This is a genomic window from Actinomadura sp. 6K520, from assembly GCF_004349245.1.
Classification (GTDB): Bacteria; Actinomycetota; Actinomycetes; order Streptosporangiales; family Streptosporangiaceae; genus Spirillospora.
In genome coordinates, this window is the sequence record NZ_SMLC01000022.1 from 24,928 (window position 1) to 40,975 (window position 16,048).

A 16,048-nucleotide genomic window follows, 5' to 3' on the forward strand; every position below is an offset into this window, starting at 1 on the left:
GTACAACTCTAGAGATGAACTCTAGTGAGATGAAGAGGTGGGGCATGGACGGCATCGTCAACCGTCAGCAGGCGGAGGCATGGAACGGCTGGGAGGGCGCGCACTGGGCCGAGAATCCCGAGCTCTACAACGGGATGATGGGCGACTTCGACGCACCCCTGTTCAGGGCGGCGGGCGTCACGTCCCGCGACCGGGTCCTCGACGTCGGGTGCGGAACCGGCCGGACGACGATCCTCGCCGCGCGCCGCGCCCGCGACGGCCACGCCGTGGGAATCGACCTGTCGGCCCCGATGCTGGAGCGGGCCCGCCGGGACGCCGACGCCGAAGGCATCGGGAACGTCGCCTTCGAGCAGGGCGATGCGCAGGTGCATCCGTTCCCCGCGGGCGGGTTCGACGTCGTCCTCAGCCGCGGCGGCGTCATGTTCTTCGCCGACCATGTCGCGGCCTTCGCGAACCTGAGGCGGGCACTCGCACCGGACGGCCGGCTCGCGTTCCTCGGTCCGCGGCCGGGCGGCCCGGACAACGCCTACGCCCGCGCGACCGCCGCGCTCTCGCCCTTCCTGCGCGAGGCGTCCCCCGCCGCGACGGGCATGGGGTCGCTGCTCGACCCCGCCCGTATCCGGGAGGTCCTCGCCGCCGCGGGATTCACCGGCATCGACGTGACCGCCGTCGACGCCCCCATGACGTTCGGCGCCGACGCGTCGGCCGCCGCCGACTTCCTCTTCTCCATGGGCCCGACCCGCCACAATCTGCGCGACGTGGACGCGGCGACCATCACCCGCATACGCGCCGAAGTGCAGGAGGCCCTGACGGAGTTCGAAACCCCGGCGGGCGTCCGCATCCCGGGCTCGGTCTGGCTGACCACCGCCTCACCGGCCTAACGCGGTACTGGCCGTCGTGAACGTTCGTGGCAGCGGGCTGGTGGGTCGGCTACGGGATCTGCTCGACGCGGACGCCCGGGACGCTCTCGTACACCTTGGGTTCGGCGGTGATCAGGGGCCAGCGGCGCCAGCGGGCGGACCAGGCGGCCTGCGCCGCGTCCATGCCCAGGTTCGGGTTCGTGGTGACGAGCAGGCCGGTCTGCTGGGCGATCACGTCGTCGAGGTCGTCGACGTGCACGACCTGCATGCCGGGCAGGCGTTCCAGGACGGCCCGCCCGTGGTCGGGGACGATCTGCCAGGCGCGGGCCAGGGCCGTGGCCGGGATGACGATCGTGGCGTGCTGGGCGATCGAGGCGCGCAGCCGGGCGCGGACATAGATCGTCTTGCCGGTGGCAAGGTCCAGGAGAGCGGTCGCGTCGAAGACGTGACCGGTGATCACGCGACGTCCCGGTTCTCCGGGGTGCCGCGTTCGACGAGCCGGTCCACCATGGCCTGCTCGTCCGGGCTCGGCGGCCCGAACAGGTCGTCGATGGTGGACGCGTCCCGCAGGAGGGCCAGTTTGAGCCGCGCCCCGTCCGCGAGGAACCCGGACACCGAGGCGATCTTCTTCTCCTCGGCAAGCCCCTGCAACGTGGCGGCAAGCTCATCAGGGAGCGTGATGTTGAGTCTCGCCATGGGGGTCACGATACACACTCTCGCGTCCCTCAGTGTGTACTCGGATGTGGAGGCGCCGGGCGTTTGCTCCCGCTTACAACGGCGATGTCGGTCTGTGCAGGGCCGACATCGCCCCGGCTCCTCGCGCCCGCACCGATGCGATCCGCCAGCATCCGGGCGAAGTTGGGGCATCGGGTGAAGTCCTCGTGGTCGCACTGGAGGGCGCCTTCGATGAGGTCCAGGGACGCCTGCGCGGCCGCGATGCGGGAGCGGAGCGCCGCGGCCTCCTCGCAGAGGACGTCCCGGCGCTTCGCCGGGTCGGCGGCCGTCATCAGGGTGGCGATGCTCTCCAGGGAGAGCCCCGCCTCCTTTGCGCTCAGGATGAGAGCGACCCGCGTGAGGTCGGCGGGGCCGTAGCGGCGGCGTCCGGCGGCGTCGCGCGCCGGAGTGAGCAGCCCCATCGACTCCCAGTGGCGCAGGACGTGCGCGGCCAAGCCGAAGTGACCGGCCAGGGCGCCGATGCTCATCGCCCCGGGCTCGCTTGACTTCATGTCGACATTAACTCCCATCCTGGCGCGCATGACCACTGAAACGGAGAAGGCGCGCCAGGCGACGAAGGACCTCATCGCGCTGCTCGATGCGGCCGATCGCCTGCCGGGCGCTGCGGAACTGCGGGTCCGCTCCTACGAGCTGCTCGCCGCCGAGCCCGGGACGTCCGTGGTGGACGTGGGCTGCGGCGCCGGACGGGCCGTGGCCGAACTGACCGAGCGGGGAGTGCGGGCGGTCGGCGCGGACCCGAACGAGACGATGATCACGATTGCCCGTGACCGGTGGCCGGAGGCGGACTTCCGTCTCGCGGGAGCGTACGAACTGCCGCTCGCGGACGCCTCGGTGCACGGCTACCGGGCAGACAAGGTGTTCCACATCCTCGCCGAGCCGGAACGGGCGCTGGTCGAGGCCCGCCGCGTCCTCGTGCCGGGAGGGCGGATCGTGCTCGTCGGCCAGGACTGGGACTCCTTCGCCATCGACTCCGCCGACCCGGCCCTCACCCGCACCATCGTGCACGCCCGCGCCGACCTGGTCGCCGAGCCGCGGGCCGCCCGCCGGTACCGCAACCTGCTGCTCGACACCGGGTTCGGCGACGTCACGGTGGAGGCGCACACCGCGGTGTTCACCGGGCCGGCGATGCTGCCCGTGCTCACCGAACTGGCCGACAAGGTCCTCTCCGCCGGGGCGATCACCCGCGAGCAGGCGGACGGCTGGAAGGCCGAGCAGCGTGCGCGGGCCGAAGCCGACCGGCTCTTCATGGCGATGCCGATGTTCATGGCGGCCGGATCCACTCCCCGGTGAAGTCGTGTCGATCCGGCCGTTCCCCGTTCGTGTAGGAGGTGAGAAACCCGCACCGGAGAAGGACGTGATGAGGATGAGCGAGATTCGGACGCTGGTGGACGGGCGGGGACTGGTCGAGTCGCCGCGCTGGCATGGGGACCGGCTGTACTTCTCCGACTGGTCCGCGGGCGAGGTCGTCGCGGTGGGGCTCGACGGCTCCAGCGAGGTCGTCGCGCAGGTGAAGTCGCTGCCGCTCTGCACGGCCTGGCTCCCGGGCGGCCCGCTGCTGATCGTCTCGGCGTGGGACGGCCTGCTGCTGCGCCGGGAGCCCGACGGCTCACTGGTCACGCACGCCGACCTCGGCCGGCCCGGCTGGAACGACGTCGTCGCCGACGGGCGCGGCAACGTGTACGTCAACGGCTTCGAGTCGATCTCCGGGGAGGACTTCGGGCCCGGGTCGGTCTTCCTGGCTCCGGCGGACGGCCCGGTACGCCAGGTGGCCGACGAAATCACGTTCCCGAACGGGATGGCGGTGACGCCCGACAACGCCACGCTCATTGTCGCGGACTCCTACGCGAACGTCCTGCTGGCCTTCGACATTGGCCCGGACGGCGGGCTGTCGGGGCGCCGCGTTTGGGCCGACCTGGGCGAGGCCGCTCCGGACGGCATCTGCGTGGACGCGGAGAACGCCGTCTGGTACGCCGACGTCCCCAACCGCCGCTGCGTGCGCGTCGCCGAGGGAGGGGCGGTACTCCAGACCGTCGACCTGGATCGCGGCGCCTTCTCCTGCACCCTGGGCGGCCCCGACCGGACCACCCTGTTCATCACCGCCGCCGAATGGCGCGGCATGACCGACCCGGACATGGTGACCCCCGGCTCCGGCCAGGTCCTCACCGTCGAGGTCACCGTGCCGGGAGCGGGTTGGCCCTGATGCACCCTCGGTCCGGCTACCTGGCCCCGGCGAGCATCGCGTAGGCGTCCCGCAGGGCGGGTCTTTTCGCGTCTTTCGACGATGCGAGGCCGAGAGACGTGAAGGCTGTGCGGCGGATCATGGCGTCCAGGCGGTGGGCGGCTGGAAGTTCCTCCAAGATCCGCATCACATGCTGGGCGCCGGAGTCGGTGTCGCCTGCCTTGATGAGGCCCCCTGCTCGATGCAACTCGATCTGGGCACGGGGCAAGAAGCTCTCGGCCGGATATCGCGCCATGGCGGCGTCCTGGGCCTGCTGGGCACGGTCGACATCGCCCGAGTGCATGTGGACGTAGCTGGCGACATGGTGTAGCCGCTGCTCCGACCAGCCCCACATCGTGATGCTGTCCTGTTTGGTCTTGGCGGGGAGGTGCTCGAACACTCGCGTGAGGTCGGCAAGGGCCTGTTCGGCTTCGTTGTGGCGACCGAGTTGGGCGTATGCCTGGGCTCTTGCCGAGTTGGCGCTGGCCACTCCGGCGGACGGCCGACCGTGATTGAGCTCGATCGCCTTTTCGGCAGCGTCGAGGCTGGAAAGCTCCGAGCGGCCCGTGTAGAGCGATAGCACCGCCTCCTTGCCACGGATGTGCGAGGCGGTGGCGTTGTCGCCCGATGCGTCCGCGGCGTGTGCCGCGGTGCGCCACCAGCGCCGGGCGGCGCGTGGATCGCCGAGGCCGGTCAGCTGGTACGCGGTGAGCGCGGCCAGGTGCGCGGCCGTGTTGACGAGACGGCCCCTGACGGGGTCGTTGGCGCGGGAGATGAGCACATCGAGTTCGGCCACGTCCGCTAGCAGGTCCCGGAGGACCACGGCCGGGGGCAGTTGGTCGACCTCGTGCGCGTAGTCGAAGGCGACGCGCTCCCAGGTGTCGGCGTCGCGTTCGGTTGCCTCGGTCGTGAGGGTGCCGGTGAGGGTGGCGCGCAGGTGTTCGGCGTCGCGGCCGAGCGGGGCGGCGACGGCGGTGGTGGCGAGGAGGCCGAGGAGGGCGCGGCGCTTCACTTCGTCCTCCTCATGGTCGTGGTCGGGCTCATACGGAGAGGATGCCTCCATGACCACCCCGGTTGAGAAGAGTTCCGAGGGGTCCAATTTGAACGCTTTTGCATAGGCAGGTGCCCAGTCGCGCGGAAAATTCCGCCCCTTCTCCCAGTCGTAGATCTGACGTGCGAGGTTGGCCACGTTGCCTCGCTCCAGGCCGTCCGCGTGCAGGAGTTGCCTGGCCATCTCGTGTTTGCTCCAGCCTCGCCTGTCACGTTCGACGCGGAGCCGGGCTGCCCATATTGGGGGATTTTGGGCAGTCATTCGTGTGTGCCCCCTTTTGTGGACCCGGAGACTTTCGAGTCTCCGGGTCTGTCTCCGCATTCTCATCTTTTCTCGCGCTCTGTGACGGCGGTTTACTCACAGTCGCGGGACGAGTTGAGAAGCGTCCTGCCTCCGAAGACGAAGCAGCCCCGACCCGGTGCTGGAACACCATGTGGGCCGGGGCCTGACCAGGAAACGAGGTCCTGGCTGTGGACCAGCCTATGACCCCCGAGGTGCGGCTCGCGGCACTTGCCGCGCATCTGGCCGCGAGGAAACTCGACGTCGACCTGTCCGCTGCCGGGCTGCGGGTCACGAACCCACAGGTCAAGGGCTGCTGCACGAAGAACGCCGCCGACACGATCTCGTGCCGTCCCCGGGATGAGGACGGCGCCGCACTCTGGTTCTTCACGTCATGGGGCGAGCCGATCGCGCCCGCCGACCGCCTCACCGACGCGGCCGTGTTCGTCCTCGGCTCCCTGGCCGTGAGGGAGGAGCGGTGACCCCGTGGGCGACGGCCGACCTGGACCCCGAACGCGTCGCGGCCGAGCTGGCACGCCGCTTCCCGGGCTGCTCTGTCTGGCTGGGGGAGTACACCGGCCGCTGGTGGGCCCTCACCCGCGACCGGACGGGGCGTGACCGGCTGGTCGAAGCTCCGGACCCGGCGACGCTCGGACGCCTGCTGGAGGAGTCGACCGGACGCGACCACTACGGCCGGTACTCGCGGGCGTCCCTCCAGAACCGCACGGCCGGACGGGCCGCGCCCTCGCCCCCCAGGGCACCCCGTCCGGCCGTGCACTCCAGGCCGCCCTCCCGCCCGCCGGTACGGGCGAGACGCATCGAAAGGCGCCCCCGCGGTGGCTGGCTCCGCCGCATGCTCGCCTCCTTCGTGATCGTGGAGACCCCCTGATGAAGCCGGACGACCATGTGCCCCAGAAAGAACAGGCCGGCCAACAGGTAGCAGTTGGCGACGGGCAGCAGTAGCAGGTGCCAGCCGAAGCTGAGTGGTTCGGGGATGTACGGCGTCCACCACATGGGGGCCAGGGCGAACAGGGTGTAGCCGCAGATCGCGATGGTTCGGTTCTTGTCGCGTATGAGCACGGCCAGGGCCGGGACTATCCACACCCAGTGATGCGCCCAGGAGATGGGGGAGACCAGGAGGCCGGTCACACCGGTCACCGCTACGGCGGTCAGCCAGTCGCCGCGCCTCGCCCAGGCGGCCGCTATCAGGAGCCCGGTGATTCCGATGGTCAAGGGGATGGCGGTGTACCAGTCACCGACATCGGCCGTTCCTCTAAGGGTTCGCGTGAGTGCGCCAAGAGGGGATTGGTTGCTGATGTACGGGACGCCGACGCGGGAAGTGTCGTAAAAGGTGTGGAGCCAGTAATGACGGGACGCGTCCGGTGCGACGGCGTACGCGAGGAGGGTGCAGACGGCGAAGGAGACCGCGGCCGTGAAGGCGTCCCTCGTCCGTCTCGTCACGAGGAGAAGGACGATGAAGATGCCCGGGGTCAGCTTGATCGCCGTCGCGATGCCGATGGCGATGCCCGCGGGGCGGCCTTGGGCGACCCGGTGCAGGTCGGCGAGGACGAGGGCGAGCAGGAACAGGTTGACCTGGCCCTGGAAGAACGAATGCCACACCGGCCCCAGCAGCAGTCCACCGGCCACCGCGACCTTCAGGGAAACGCGGTGCCCGGCCAGCTTCATGGTCGTCGCGCAAGCCCATGTGAAAGCGGCCAGTGAGGTGAGTTGCCACATCAGGCGGGCGGGAGTGAGAGGCAGGGCGGCCATGGGTGTGAACAGTGCGGCCATGAACGGCGTGTTCGTGAACCAGTGGGCGGCGAGCTGCTCGTCGTAGAGGCGCGTGCCATCCGTCACGGCGTGCCCGCCCAGCCAGTAGATACGGAAGTCCAGCGAGTCGTAGGTGAGTGAGAAGACCACGACGACGAAAACTTCGATAATGAGGACGAATGTGGGCCAGCGCTTCATGCGGACAACGCTGGCTTCGAGCAAGGCGGGTGGGCGTCGGGCCGTCGGCCCCATTTGTCATGGCGCTTGTGGCCCGCGGGCTTACGCCTGCGGGCCAATGTGCCGGTGAGTGGTCGCGGTTACGATCGCGCCATGACCGCCCTGCCGCTGAGTCGAGTGCGCCGTGTCGCCTGGACTGCCGTGTTGTGGGTTGCGGTCGTCCTGTACCCCCTCGTCCTCTTCGTGACGGTGGGGAACGGGGGGAGTGGGTTCGCCGGTGCGGAAGTCCTCGTGTCGGCCGTGCTCACGGTGCTGGCCGGGGTCCTGCTGCTGCGGAACCCGCTGCCCGTGCAGGCGATCCTGCTGCTCGCCTGGACCGCCGCCCTGGTGCAGATGCAGAACGGGGTGATCGTGGGCCTGCATATCCTGATCACCGATCTGGGGGTCGGATACATCGCGGCGGCTCGTCGGCGCCGGGTGTCGGTGCCGGTGGCCGTCGTGACGCTCGCCGTGCAGGTCCTTTCCGTCCTCGCCTTCGTGTCCGCGCAAGACATCCTGCTGATGACCGTGATCCTGGCGGCCGCCGTCGCCTGGATGGTGGGGCACTCGGTCCGGGGGCGGCGGGCGCACGCCGAGACGCTGCAGGAGCAGGCCACGGCGCAGGCGGTCGCCGAGGAGCGGCTCCGGATCGCCCGTGAGCTGCACGACATGGTGGCGCACAGCATCGGCATCATCGCGATCCAGGCGGGCGTCGGCGGGCGGGTCATCGACACGCAGCCGGCGGAGGCGCGCAACGCGCTGAACGCCATCGAGGCCACCAGCCGCGAAACGCTTGCGGGGCTGAGGAGGATGCTCACGGCGCTGCGCAGGGACGACCCCGGCTCGGTGCCACTCGGCCCGGCCCCCGGGCTGGACGATCTCGACCCGCTGGCCGAGGCGACGAAGGACGCCGGGGTGAAGGTCGACGTCCACAGGCGGGGCCAGCGGCGGCCGTTGCCGCCGGACGTCGACCTGTCCGCGTACCGGATCGTCCAGGAGGCGGTGACGAACGTCGTGCGGCACGCGGGCACGGACCAATGCCGCGTCACCGTCGACTACGGGGACGAGGAACTGGCGATAGAGATCGAGGACGACGGGCGCGGCGGTGTCCTGGGCACCGGATACGGCCTCGTGGGCATGCGGGAGCGGGTGGGCCTGCTGCGCGGCGACTTCACCGCCGGGCCGCGTCCGGAGGGCGGGTTCCGGGTGACGGCGCGGATTCCGCTGCCGGCGGCCGTCCGATGACGATCCGGGTCGTCCTGGCGGACGATCAGCCGCTGATCCGTGCCGGGCTGCGCGTGCTCGTCGCCGACACCCCGGACCTGGAGATCGTCGGGGAGGCCGGGACGGGCGCGGAGGCCGTGCGGCTGGCCGAGGACGTCCGGCCCGACGTGGTCGTGATGGACATCCGCATGCCCGACATGGACGGCATCGAGGCCACCCGGCGGATCACGACGGCCCGCGTGCTGATGCTGACCACGTTCGACGACGACGACTACGTGTACGGGTCGCTGCGCGCCGGTGCCAGCGGGTTCCTGGTGAAGGACATGGCGCTGGAGGAGATCCTGGCGGCGATCCGGGTCGTCGCGGGCGGGGAGGCGCTGATCGCGCCGCGCGTCACCCGGAGGCTGATCGAGGAGTTCGCCGCCCGGCCCGAGCCCGGGAACGCCCCGCGCCCGCCGGCCGGCGGCCCGTCGGGCGCGATCACCGAGCGGGAGCGGGAGGTGCTGACGCTGGTGGGGTGCGGCAGGACGAACCACGAGATCGCGGAGGAGCTGTTCATCAGCGTGGCGACGGCCAAGGCGCACGTGGCGCGGCTGCTGGCCAAGCTGGACGCCCGCGACCGCGTCCAGCTCGTGATCCTCGCCTACGAGATGGGGCTCGTGCGGCCTTCTACCGGCGGTAGTACTACCTGACGTGGTGACCCCCGCGGGGGTCGGCTAACCTGGAGGGCGTGAAGGGTCTGGGAGAGCTTGAACGCACGGTCATGGAGGTTCTCTGGGCGCGGGAGGACGCCGGTGGCCAGGCCGCGACCGCCCGTGACGTCAGCCGCGCCCTCGCGAACGACCGCGACCTCGCGCACACCACCGTCATGACGGTGCTGGACAGGCTCGCCAAGAAGGGCTTCCTCGCCCGCGAGCGCGACGGCCGCGCCTGGCGGTACCGGCCGGTGGCCAGCCGGGAGGGCTACGTCACCGAGCTGATGCTCGGCGCGCTGAACGAGACGGGCGACCGGGACGCGGCGCTCGCCCACTTCGTCCGGTCCGTGTCGGAGGACGAGATCGACGTCATCCGCGAGACCCTCGCCGGCCTCATGAGCAAGGAACCACCGGCATGACCGGCACCGCCCTGCTCGCATTGATCTCCCTGGGGACCGTCGGCGGGGCGCACCTGCTGGCCCGGGCGCGGTGGACGTGGCGGACACCGCGCACCGGGATCGCGCTCTGGCAGGCCCTCGGACTGTGCTGGGGCGTCGCCACGATCGGCGCGCTGCTCGGCCTCGCCCTGCTGCCCTACCAGAGCGGCGTCCTCGGCGGGCTGCCCGGCCTGTACGACGACCAGGCCGCCCGGCTCGGCGCCGTCGAGGTGGCCGCGCTGCTCGGCGCCGTCAGCCTCGCCGGCGTTCTGCTGGTCATGCTGATGTACGCGGTGGTGCAGGTCGTGCGGGACCGGCGGCGGCACCGGGCGCTGCTCGCGCTGGTGTCGCGCCGCGACTCGGCGGTGCCCGGGACGCTCGTCCTCGACCACCCCGGCGCCGCGGCGTACTGCGTGCCGGGGGTCCGCTCGTCCAAGGTCGTCGTCAGCGCCGGGACGCTCGCGCTGCTCGACCGCGGGGAGCTGGCCGCGGTGCTCGCGCACGAGCGCGCCCACGCCCGCGAGCGCCACGACCTGGTGCTGCTGCCGTTCACGTCGCTGCGGCAGGTGTTCCCGCAGTTCCGGCTGGTCGCCCGGTGCCTGGACGCGGTGGAGCTGCTGATCGAGATGGCCGCCGACGACCGGGCCCGCACGGGGCGGCCGCCGCGCGACCTGGCGACCGCGCTGCTGCGGTTCGCCGCCGCCCGCCCGGCCGCCGCCCCGTCCGGGACGCTCGGGGTGGCCTCGCACGGCAAGATCCCGGTGATGGCGCGGGTGAACCGGCTGCTGAAGCCGGAGCCGCTGTCCCGCCCGGCCCGCCTCGCCGCCACCGCCGCCGTCCCGATCATCGCCGGCCTACCCCTGCTCCTCTTGGTCCTGCCGCATTAGTCAGGCGGTCGTCGGGACGGCTTCGGCGGGCGCCGCCTCGGTGTCCGCCGGGGGGCGCGGGTTGCGCAGGACGAGGAGCGAGACGGCGAGGGCCGCGACGAGCAGGCCCGCCGAGACGCCGAACGCCAGGTGGTATCCGCCGGTGAGCGCGGCGGCCTCGCCGTGCCCGCCCGCCCGCAGGGTCTCGACGCGGGAGGCCGCGAGGGTGGTCAGCACCGCGACGCCGAGGGCCATCCCGACCTGCTGGACGGTGTTGAACAGCCCCGAGGCGAGACCCGCATCGTCCGGGCGGGCGCTGGACATGCCGAGCCCGGTGAGCGACGGCAGGACGAAGCCCGCGCCCGCGATCAGGAGGAACACCGGGAGCAGGTCGGTGACGTAGTCCGCGTCCACCGGGACGGTCGTGAGCAGCAGCATCGCTCCGGCCAGCAGGACGAGCCCGGCGATCAGCACGAGCCGCTCACCGAACCGGTTCGACAGCCGCGCCGAGACGAACAGCGACACCGCCCCGATGGACACGGCCGCCGGGAGCATGGCCAGGCCGGTGTCGAGCGCGCCGTACCCGAGGACCCGCTGCATGTAGAGGGCCACGATGACCTGGAACGAGAACATCGCCGACAGCGTGAGCAACTGGACGACGTAGGCGCCCGACACGTTCCGGGAACGCAGGATGCGCAGCGGCATCAGCGGGGTCGCGGCGGTGGCCTGGCGGGCGACGAATCCGGCGAGCAGGACGAGCGACACCGCGCCGAGGCCGAGGGTGTGCGCGGACACCCAGCCGTGCTGCTCGACCTTGACGACCGTGAAGATCCCGAGCATCAGCCCGGACGTGACGAGGAGCGCCCCCGCCAGGTCGGCGCCCGCGGACAGGCCGATCCCGCGGTCGCGCGGCAGCGCCGGGAGGGCCAGCAGGATCGTGGCGAGGCCGATCGGCAGGTTGATGAAGAAGATCCAGTGCCAGCCCAGCGCGTCGGTGAGCACCCCGCCGAGCACCTGCCCGATGGACGCGCCGGCGGCGCCGGTGAAGCTGAAGATCCCGATCGCCCTGGCGCGTTCGCGGGCGTCGGGGAACAGCGTCACGAGGATGCCGAGGACGACCGCGGTGGCGAGCGCGCCGCCGACGCCCTGCAGGAACCGGGCCGCGATCAGGAGCCCAGCCGTGCCGGCGGCGCCCGCGAGCACGGACGCCGCGGTGAACAGCGCGTTCCCGGCCAGGAACAGCGTCCGGCGGCCGACGAGGTCGCCGAGCCGCCCGGCGAGGAGCAGCAGGCCGCCGAGGGGGATCAGGTAGGCGTTCATGATCCAGCTGAGCCCGGCGGGGGAGAAGCCGAGGTCGCGCTGGATGGCGGGGGCCGCGACGGTCACGATGCTGCCGTCGAGGATCGCCATGAGCATCGTCGTGGACAGCACGGCGAGCGCCGCCCAGCGGGATCGGAGCCACGAGGGGCGGGGAGTGGAGGGCACGGTCTTCTCCTGGTTCGTCGACACAAGAGAGACCGTAACAGATGGTTTTGTTGGAGACGATCCTTGTCGGAACTATTTTGTCCGCTCGCGTGCCCGCCGCACCGGCTGGGGGCTCTCAGCGGGGGTGGCCAGATGCCCGGTGACCAGGGTGTTCAAGGCCCGCAGGAAGACTTCGCGCTCCTCCGCGGGCAGGGAGCCGAGGGCGGCCTCGTGCACGCCGTCCGCGATCTGCTGGCTGCGCGCGGCGACCCGGGCGCCCTCCTCGGTCACGGCGATGATCCGGGCGCGCCGGTCCCTGGACGACGGGCGGCGCTCGGCGAGGCCGGCCTTCTCCAGGGCGTCCACCGTCACGACCATGGTCGTCTTGTCCATGTCGCCGATCTCGGCGAGCTGGATCTGGGTGCGCTCCTCCTCCAGGGCGTGCACCAGGACGCAGTGCATGCGCGGCGTCAGCCCGATCTCGGCGAGCGCCGCCGTCATCTGGCTCCGCAGCACATGGCCGGTGTGGTCGAGCAGGAAGGACAGGTCCGGGCTGGCGCGCTCCGGGGACCTGCGCGGGGTCATCGCGGTCATGCGGCCAGCGTACCCAAATGGTTCCGTTCCGGATTATCTAGGAGCGGCCGCATCGGTCGGCTATGCTCGACGGCATGAACCGCACCGCGTGTCCGAGCTGGTGGCCGTCCTAGGACGGCCGACTCGCACACGCCCCGGGGCCGTCCGCTGGACGGCCCTTCTCTCTTCCTCGGTGACGCGGCCCGTCCGGCGGGACCGGCACCGCACCGATTCGAGGAGAGACCCATGCAAACCGCCCTCGCGGACCGCATCGCCGCCGAGCCCGGCTCGTTCCGGATCCTGACCGGTGACCGCCCCACCGGCCCGCTCCACCTCGGCCACTACTTCGGCACCCTCGCGAACCGGGTACGGCTCCAGCGCGCGGGCGTCGAACTGCTCGTGCTGGTCGCCGACTACCAGGTCCTCACCGACCGGGACGTCGCCGACCGCCTGCCGGAGCACGTCGAGGGGCTCGTCGCCGACCACCTCGCCGCCGGCATCGACCCGTCCACCGCGACGATCTTCCGGCACAGCGCCGTCCCGGCCCTGAACCAGCTCATGCTCCCGTTCCTGTCGCTGGTGTCGGTCGGCGAGCTGCAGCGCAACCCCACCGTCAAGGACGAGATCGCGGCGGCGCGGCGGGCGTCGGTCAGCGGCCTGATGTTCACCTATCCCGTCCACCAGGCCGCCGACATCCTGTTCTGCAAGGCGAACCTGGTCCCGGTCGGCCGGGACCAGCTCCCGCACCAGGAGATCACCCGGACGATCGCGCGCCGCTTCAACGAGCGCTACGGCCCGGTGTTCCCCGTCCCGGACGCGCTGCTGTCGGCCGCGCCGAGCCTCCTCGGGACCGACGGCCGGAAGATGAGCAAGAGCCGCGGCAACGCCATCGCGCTGTCGGCCGGACCGGACGAGACCGCCCGGCTGATCCGGCGCGCGGTGACGGACGGCGACCGGCACATCGCCTACGCGCCGGACACCCGCCCCGAGGTCTCCAACCTGGTGCTGCTCGCCGCGCTCTGCCAGGGCCGCGAACCGGACGAGGTGGCGGCCGAGATCGGCGACGGCGGCGCCGCCGCGCTCAAGAAGGTCGTGACCGACTCCGTCAACGAGTTCCTGCGTCCGATCCGCGCCCGCCGCGCCGAGCTCGCCGCCGACCGGGCGTACCTGCGGAGCGTCCTGGCCGAGGGCAACGAGCGCGCCAACGCCGTCGCGGAGCGCACCCTGGACGAGGTCAGGGCGGCCATGGCGATGTGACGGCAGGCTCTCAGGGCGGTCTCAGGGCGGTACGCCTAGCGCGGCGCGATCCCGTCGAGGACGGTGGCGACGAGGTCGTCCACCGCCTCCGGGGAGGTGCGCCGGGCGAGCCCCTCGCCCTGCAGCAGCACCGACAGCACGGCCTCGTGGCACACCCCGACGATCATGGAGGTCGCCGCCTCGACCCGCGCGCCGGGGGCGAGGCGGCCGAGGTCGCGCTCGGCCCGCAGGTAGCGGGCGAGCCGGTCGCGCCAGTCCTCGCCCCCGCCGCTCAGCGCCGCGAACCGGGCGAGGACCTCGGGGTGTGCGAGCAGGCCGGCCAGCGCGGGCAGGAACCCGTTGTGCAGGATCAGCCCGTGCTCGACGTAGACGCGCAGGTTCGCCTCGACCGTCGCGTCGCCGGGCTCGGGCAGCGGCGGCAGCGTGCGCCCGACGGCCTCGACGCGCGCCCACAGCGCGTGGGCGAGCAGCTCCTCCTTGTCGGCGAAGTGGTTGTAGAGGACGCCGTCGGCGACGCCGGCCTCCCGCGCGATCGCCCGCACGGTCAGGCCCGCCGTTCCGCGCTCGGAGATCATCCGCTCGGCCGTGACGATCAGGTGCTCGCGCAGTGACCGGTCGCCGGCGCGCAGGGCGGCCGCTTTTCGAGGTGACATCACCCCGCATCGTAGTGAGCGAGCGTGAAGCCGTGCTCGGCGAGTTCCGGCAGGAAGTCCGGGCCCACGGCGTCCTCGATGTGCCGGACGCCCGGGGCCGTCCCGGCCAGCCGCCGGACGACCAGCGCGGCGGCCAGCCCCGTCGCCCGGCTCTGCCTGCGTCCCGCGAACGACCGCACCGACCCGCCGGACGCGACCGCCACCGCGAACCCGTCACCGCCGACGTGCACCCGGCGGAACGCGGCCCGGACCGCGCGGGCGTCGCGGAACCGGGCGAGGCGCGGCAGCAGGGCCGTGAGGGCGCGTGAGTCCAGGCACAGGCCCGTCCGGACGCGGCCGGGCAGGGTGTACTGGTCCGAGAACGGGAAGCGGTGGACGGTCCGGACGCCGTAGGGCTCCGGGAAGCGCATCCGCCACGACTCGCCGATGTCGCCGAGGGAGTCGAGCGTCCACTCCACGGCGGACGGCCCGTGCTCGCCGGAGCCCACGAGGACGCCGATCTCGACGTCCGCGCCGCCGAACTCCCGTGCCAGCAGGTTCGTGACACCGGGGGCGAGGCCCACGCTCAGCACCGCCGTGGCGTTCCGCTCGACCGCGAGCCCGTCGAGCTTCTCGATGCGGGACAGCACCTCGTACGAGGCGGACACGTCCACGTAGTGGACGCCCCGCCGCAGGCACGCCTCCGCGACGCGCGCGTTCTCCCGCTCGGCGCACATGACCACGGCGTCGGCGTCCAGGTCCAGGTCGTCGTGCCGCAGGTCGATGCGCATCGGGGTCGTGCCGTCCACCGTTCGGGCCTTCGCGGGGTCCCGGCCCGCGACGACCACCTCCGGCACGTGCCCGAGCAGCCCGGCGGCGACCTCGCGGCCGACCGCCCCGTACCCGCCGAGCACCACGACGCGTTCCATGCCGCCCCCTATGCCCGCGCGGTCACGAGCCAGGCCGTGCCCCGCAGCCGGACGGCCCCGTCGCGCTCGAACGGCCGCATCGCCTCCGTGATGATGTCGACCAGCTCCGCGCTCTCGCCGTAGTTGTAGCGGATCGGGCCCCAGCCGGCGAAGAACTCGCCGGCGTCGCGGGCGTCCCGTCCCTCGATCTGCTCGGCCGCCACCTTGCGGCAGGCCACCGCGCGGAACCCGGCGCCCTCCAGCACCTCGCGGACCCGGCCGGGTTCCGACAGGGACAGCGGCCCGTGGTGCCCGACCGGGGCGTGGTCGAGCGGCGGGAGCGCCGCAAGGACCTTGCCGAGGTCGTTCTCCTCGATCGGCGCCATCGACAGGAACGCCAGGCGCCCGCCCTCGCGCAGCGCCCGCCGGATGTTGCCGAACGCGGCGATCGGGTCGGCGAAGAACATCACCCCGAACCGGCTGACCGCGACGTCGAACGCGCCGTCGGGGAACGGGTGGACCTGCGCGTCGCCCTGCTCGAACGTCACGTTCGTGACGCCCTCCTCTTCGGCGAGGGACCGCGCACGGGCGAGCATCGGCGTGGAGAGGTCCACGCCCGTCGCGCTCCCGAGCCGGGCCTGGCCCGCGGCCAGCCGGGTGACCTGCCCGCTTCCGCAGCCGATGTCGAGGACGCGGTCGCGCGGCCCGATCGCGGCCGCCTCCAGCAGGAACTTGTTGAACGGCCCGTTCCCCGCGTCGTACCGGTCGTGGTGGTCGGCCCAGTGCCGCCCCTCGTATCCGTTCCACGCCTCGTACTGCGCCACGTTGACGATCTCCGGAGTACCGGATCCCATGTCCCCTCC

At 72.0% G+C, this 16,048-nt stretch carries 19 protein-coding genes; 9 read left to right on the top strand and 10 right to left on the bottom strand.

Annotation, left to right across the window (positions count from 1 at the left end):
- Positions 1-14: 14 nt before the first annotated feature.
- Positions 15-881, top strand: a complete 867-nt coding sequence (locus E1289_RS08670) for a class I SAM-dependent methyltransferase (RefSeq protein WP_243712707.1) — start codon at positions 15-17, stop codon at positions 879-881.
- Between the two features lie 49 nt (positions 882-930).
- Here E1289_RS08670 and E1289_RS08675 read toward each other — a convergent pair whose 3' ends face one another.
- From E1289_RS08675 to E1289_RS08685, 3 genes are read right to left on the bottom strand one after another with little or no spacing between them, the layout of a single operon-like run.
- A complete protein-coding gene (locus E1289_RS08675) occupies positions 931-1,320 on the bottom strand; it encodes a hypothetical protein (RefSeq protein ID WP_131977157.1) in 390 nt (129 codons plus the stop codon).
- Positions 1,317-1,556 carry a hypothetical protein gene (locus E1289_RS08680; RefSeq protein WP_131954661.1) on the bottom strand — a complete coding sequence of 80 codons (240 nt, stop codon included), beginning with the start codon at positions 1,554-1,556 and terminating at the stop codon, positions 1,317-1,319. The genes E1289_RS08675 and E1289_RS08680 overlap by 4 nt, the downstream gene beginning before the upstream one ends.
- Positions 1,557-1,585: 29 nt before the next feature.
- Positions 1,586-2,086 (bottom strand): MerR family transcriptional regulator, encoded by a 501-nt coding sequence (locus E1289_RS08685; protein WP_131977159.1) that lies wholly within the window; start codon positions 2,084-2,086, stop codon positions 1,586-1,588.
- 28 nt (positions 2,087-2,114) lie between these two features.
- On the opposite strand from E1289_RS08685, the gene E1289_RS08690 reads away from it, so the two are divergent.
- Together E1289_RS08690 and E1289_RS08695 are read left to right on the top strand one after the other, a co-directional pair.
- Positions 2,115-2,885 carry a methyltransferase domain-containing protein gene (locus tag E1289_RS08690; protein WP_131977161.1) on the top strand — a complete coding sequence of 257 codons (771 nt, stop codon included), beginning with the start codon at positions 2,115-2,117 and terminating at the stop codon, positions 2,883-2,885.
- Between the two features lie 73 nt (positions 2,886-2,958).
- Positions 2,959-3,795 (top strand): SMP-30/gluconolactonase/LRE family protein, encoded by an 837-nt coding sequence (locus tag E1289_RS08695; RefSeq protein ID WP_131977163.1) that lies wholly within the window; start codon positions 2,959-2,961, stop codon positions 3,793-3,795.
- Between the two features lie 16 nt (positions 3,796-3,811).
- Here E1289_RS08695 and E1289_RS08700 read toward each other — a convergent pair whose 3' ends face one another.
- Positions 3,812-5,047, bottom strand: coding sequence for an XRE family transcriptional regulator (locus E1289_RS08700; protein ID WP_131977165.1), 1,236 nt, complete (start codon positions 5,045-5,047; stop codon positions 3,812-3,814).
- Between the two features lie 299 nt (positions 5,048-5,346).
- Between E1289_RS08700 and E1289_RS08705 the strand changes: the two genes are divergently transcribed.
- Entirely contained in the window at positions 5,347-5,625 is a 279-nt protein-coding gene (locus E1289_RS08705; protein ID WP_131977167.1) for a hypothetical protein, read from the top strand.
- 205 nt (positions 5,626-5,830) lie between these two features.
- On the opposite strand, the gene E1289_RS08715 is transcribed toward E1289_RS08705, so the two are convergent.
- Entirely contained in the window at positions 5,831-7,111 is a 1,281-nt protein-coding gene (locus E1289_RS08715) for a glycosyltransferase 87 family protein (protein WP_165970394.1), read from the bottom strand.
- 132 nt (positions 7,112-7,243) lie between these two features.
- On the opposite strand from E1289_RS08715, the gene E1289_RS08720 reads away from it, so the two are divergent.
- From E1289_RS08720 to E1289_RS08735, 4 genes are read left to right on the top strand one after another with little or no spacing between them, the layout of a single operon-like run.
- Positions 7,244-8,374 carry a sensor histidine kinase gene (locus E1289_RS08720; protein ID WP_131977171.1) on the top strand — a complete coding sequence of 377 codons (1,131 nt, stop codon included), beginning with the start codon at positions 7,244-7,246 and terminating at the stop codon, positions 8,372-8,374.
- A complete protein-coding gene (locus tag E1289_RS08725) occupies positions 8,371-9,045 on the top strand; it encodes a response regulator transcription factor (protein ID WP_131977173.1) in 675 nt (224 codons plus the stop codon). Before E1289_RS08720 ends, E1289_RS08725 begins: the two co-directional genes overlap by 4 nt.
- Before the next feature lie 38 nt (positions 9,046-9,083).
- Positions 9,084-9,467: a BlaI/MecI/CopY family transcriptional regulator gene (locus E1289_RS08730; RefSeq protein ID WP_131977175.1), complete on the top strand. Its 384-nt coding sequence runs from the start codon at positions 9,084-9,086 to the stop codon at positions 9,465-9,467.
- Positions 9,464-10,372, top strand: coding sequence for a M56 family metallopeptidase (locus tag E1289_RS08735; protein ID WP_131977177.1), 909 nt, complete (start codon positions 9,464-9,466; stop codon positions 10,370-10,372). The genes E1289_RS08730 and E1289_RS08735 overlap by 4 nt, the downstream gene beginning before the upstream one ends.
- On the opposite strand, the gene E1289_RS08740 is transcribed toward E1289_RS08735, so the two are convergent.
- A complete protein-coding gene (locus tag E1289_RS08740; protein ID WP_243712708.1) occupies positions 10,373-11,860 on the bottom strand; it encodes a DHA2 family efflux MFS transporter permease subunit in 1,488 nt (495 codons plus the stop codon).
- 48 nt (positions 11,861-11,908) lie between these two features.
- Positions 11,909-12,409, bottom strand: a complete 501-nt coding sequence (locus E1289_RS08745) for a MarR family winged helix-turn-helix transcriptional regulator (protein ID WP_131977179.1) — start codon at positions 12,407-12,409, stop codon at positions 11,909-11,911.
- Positions 12,410-12,634: 225 nt separating this feature from the next.
- Here E1289_RS08745 and trpS point away from each other — a divergent pair, with 225 nt between their 5' ends.
- Positions 12,635-13,645, top strand: a complete 1,011-nt coding sequence (gene trpS / locus E1289_RS08750; protein WP_131977181.1) for a tryptophan--tRNA ligase — start codon at positions 12,635-12,637, stop codon at positions 13,643-13,645.
- A gap of 35 nt (positions 13,646-13,680) precedes the next feature.
- On the opposite strand, the gene E1289_RS08755 is transcribed toward trpS, so the two are convergent.
- The 3 genes from E1289_RS08755 to E1289_RS08765 are packed head-to-tail and all read right to left on the bottom strand — an operon-like array spanning position 13,681 to position 16,039.
- Positions 13,681-14,298, bottom strand: coding sequence for a TetR/AcrR family transcriptional regulator (locus E1289_RS08755; RefSeq protein ID WP_131977183.1), 618 nt, complete (start codon positions 14,296-14,298; stop codon positions 13,681-13,683).
- Positions 14,298-15,206: a saccharopine dehydrogenase NADP-binding domain-containing protein gene (locus tag E1289_RS08760; protein ID WP_131977185.1), complete on the bottom strand. Its 909-nt coding sequence runs from the start codon at positions 15,204-15,206 to the stop codon at positions 14,298-14,300. The genes E1289_RS08755 and E1289_RS08760 overlap by 1 nt, the downstream gene beginning before the upstream one ends.
- Positions 15,207-15,214: 8 nt before the next feature.
- Positions 15,215-16,039 carry a class I SAM-dependent methyltransferase gene (locus E1289_RS08765; RefSeq protein WP_131977187.1) on the bottom strand — a complete coding sequence of 275 codons (825 nt, stop codon included), beginning with the start codon at positions 16,037-16,039 and terminating at the stop codon, positions 15,215-15,217.
- Between the last annotated feature and the right edge of the window lie 9 nt (positions 16,040-16,048).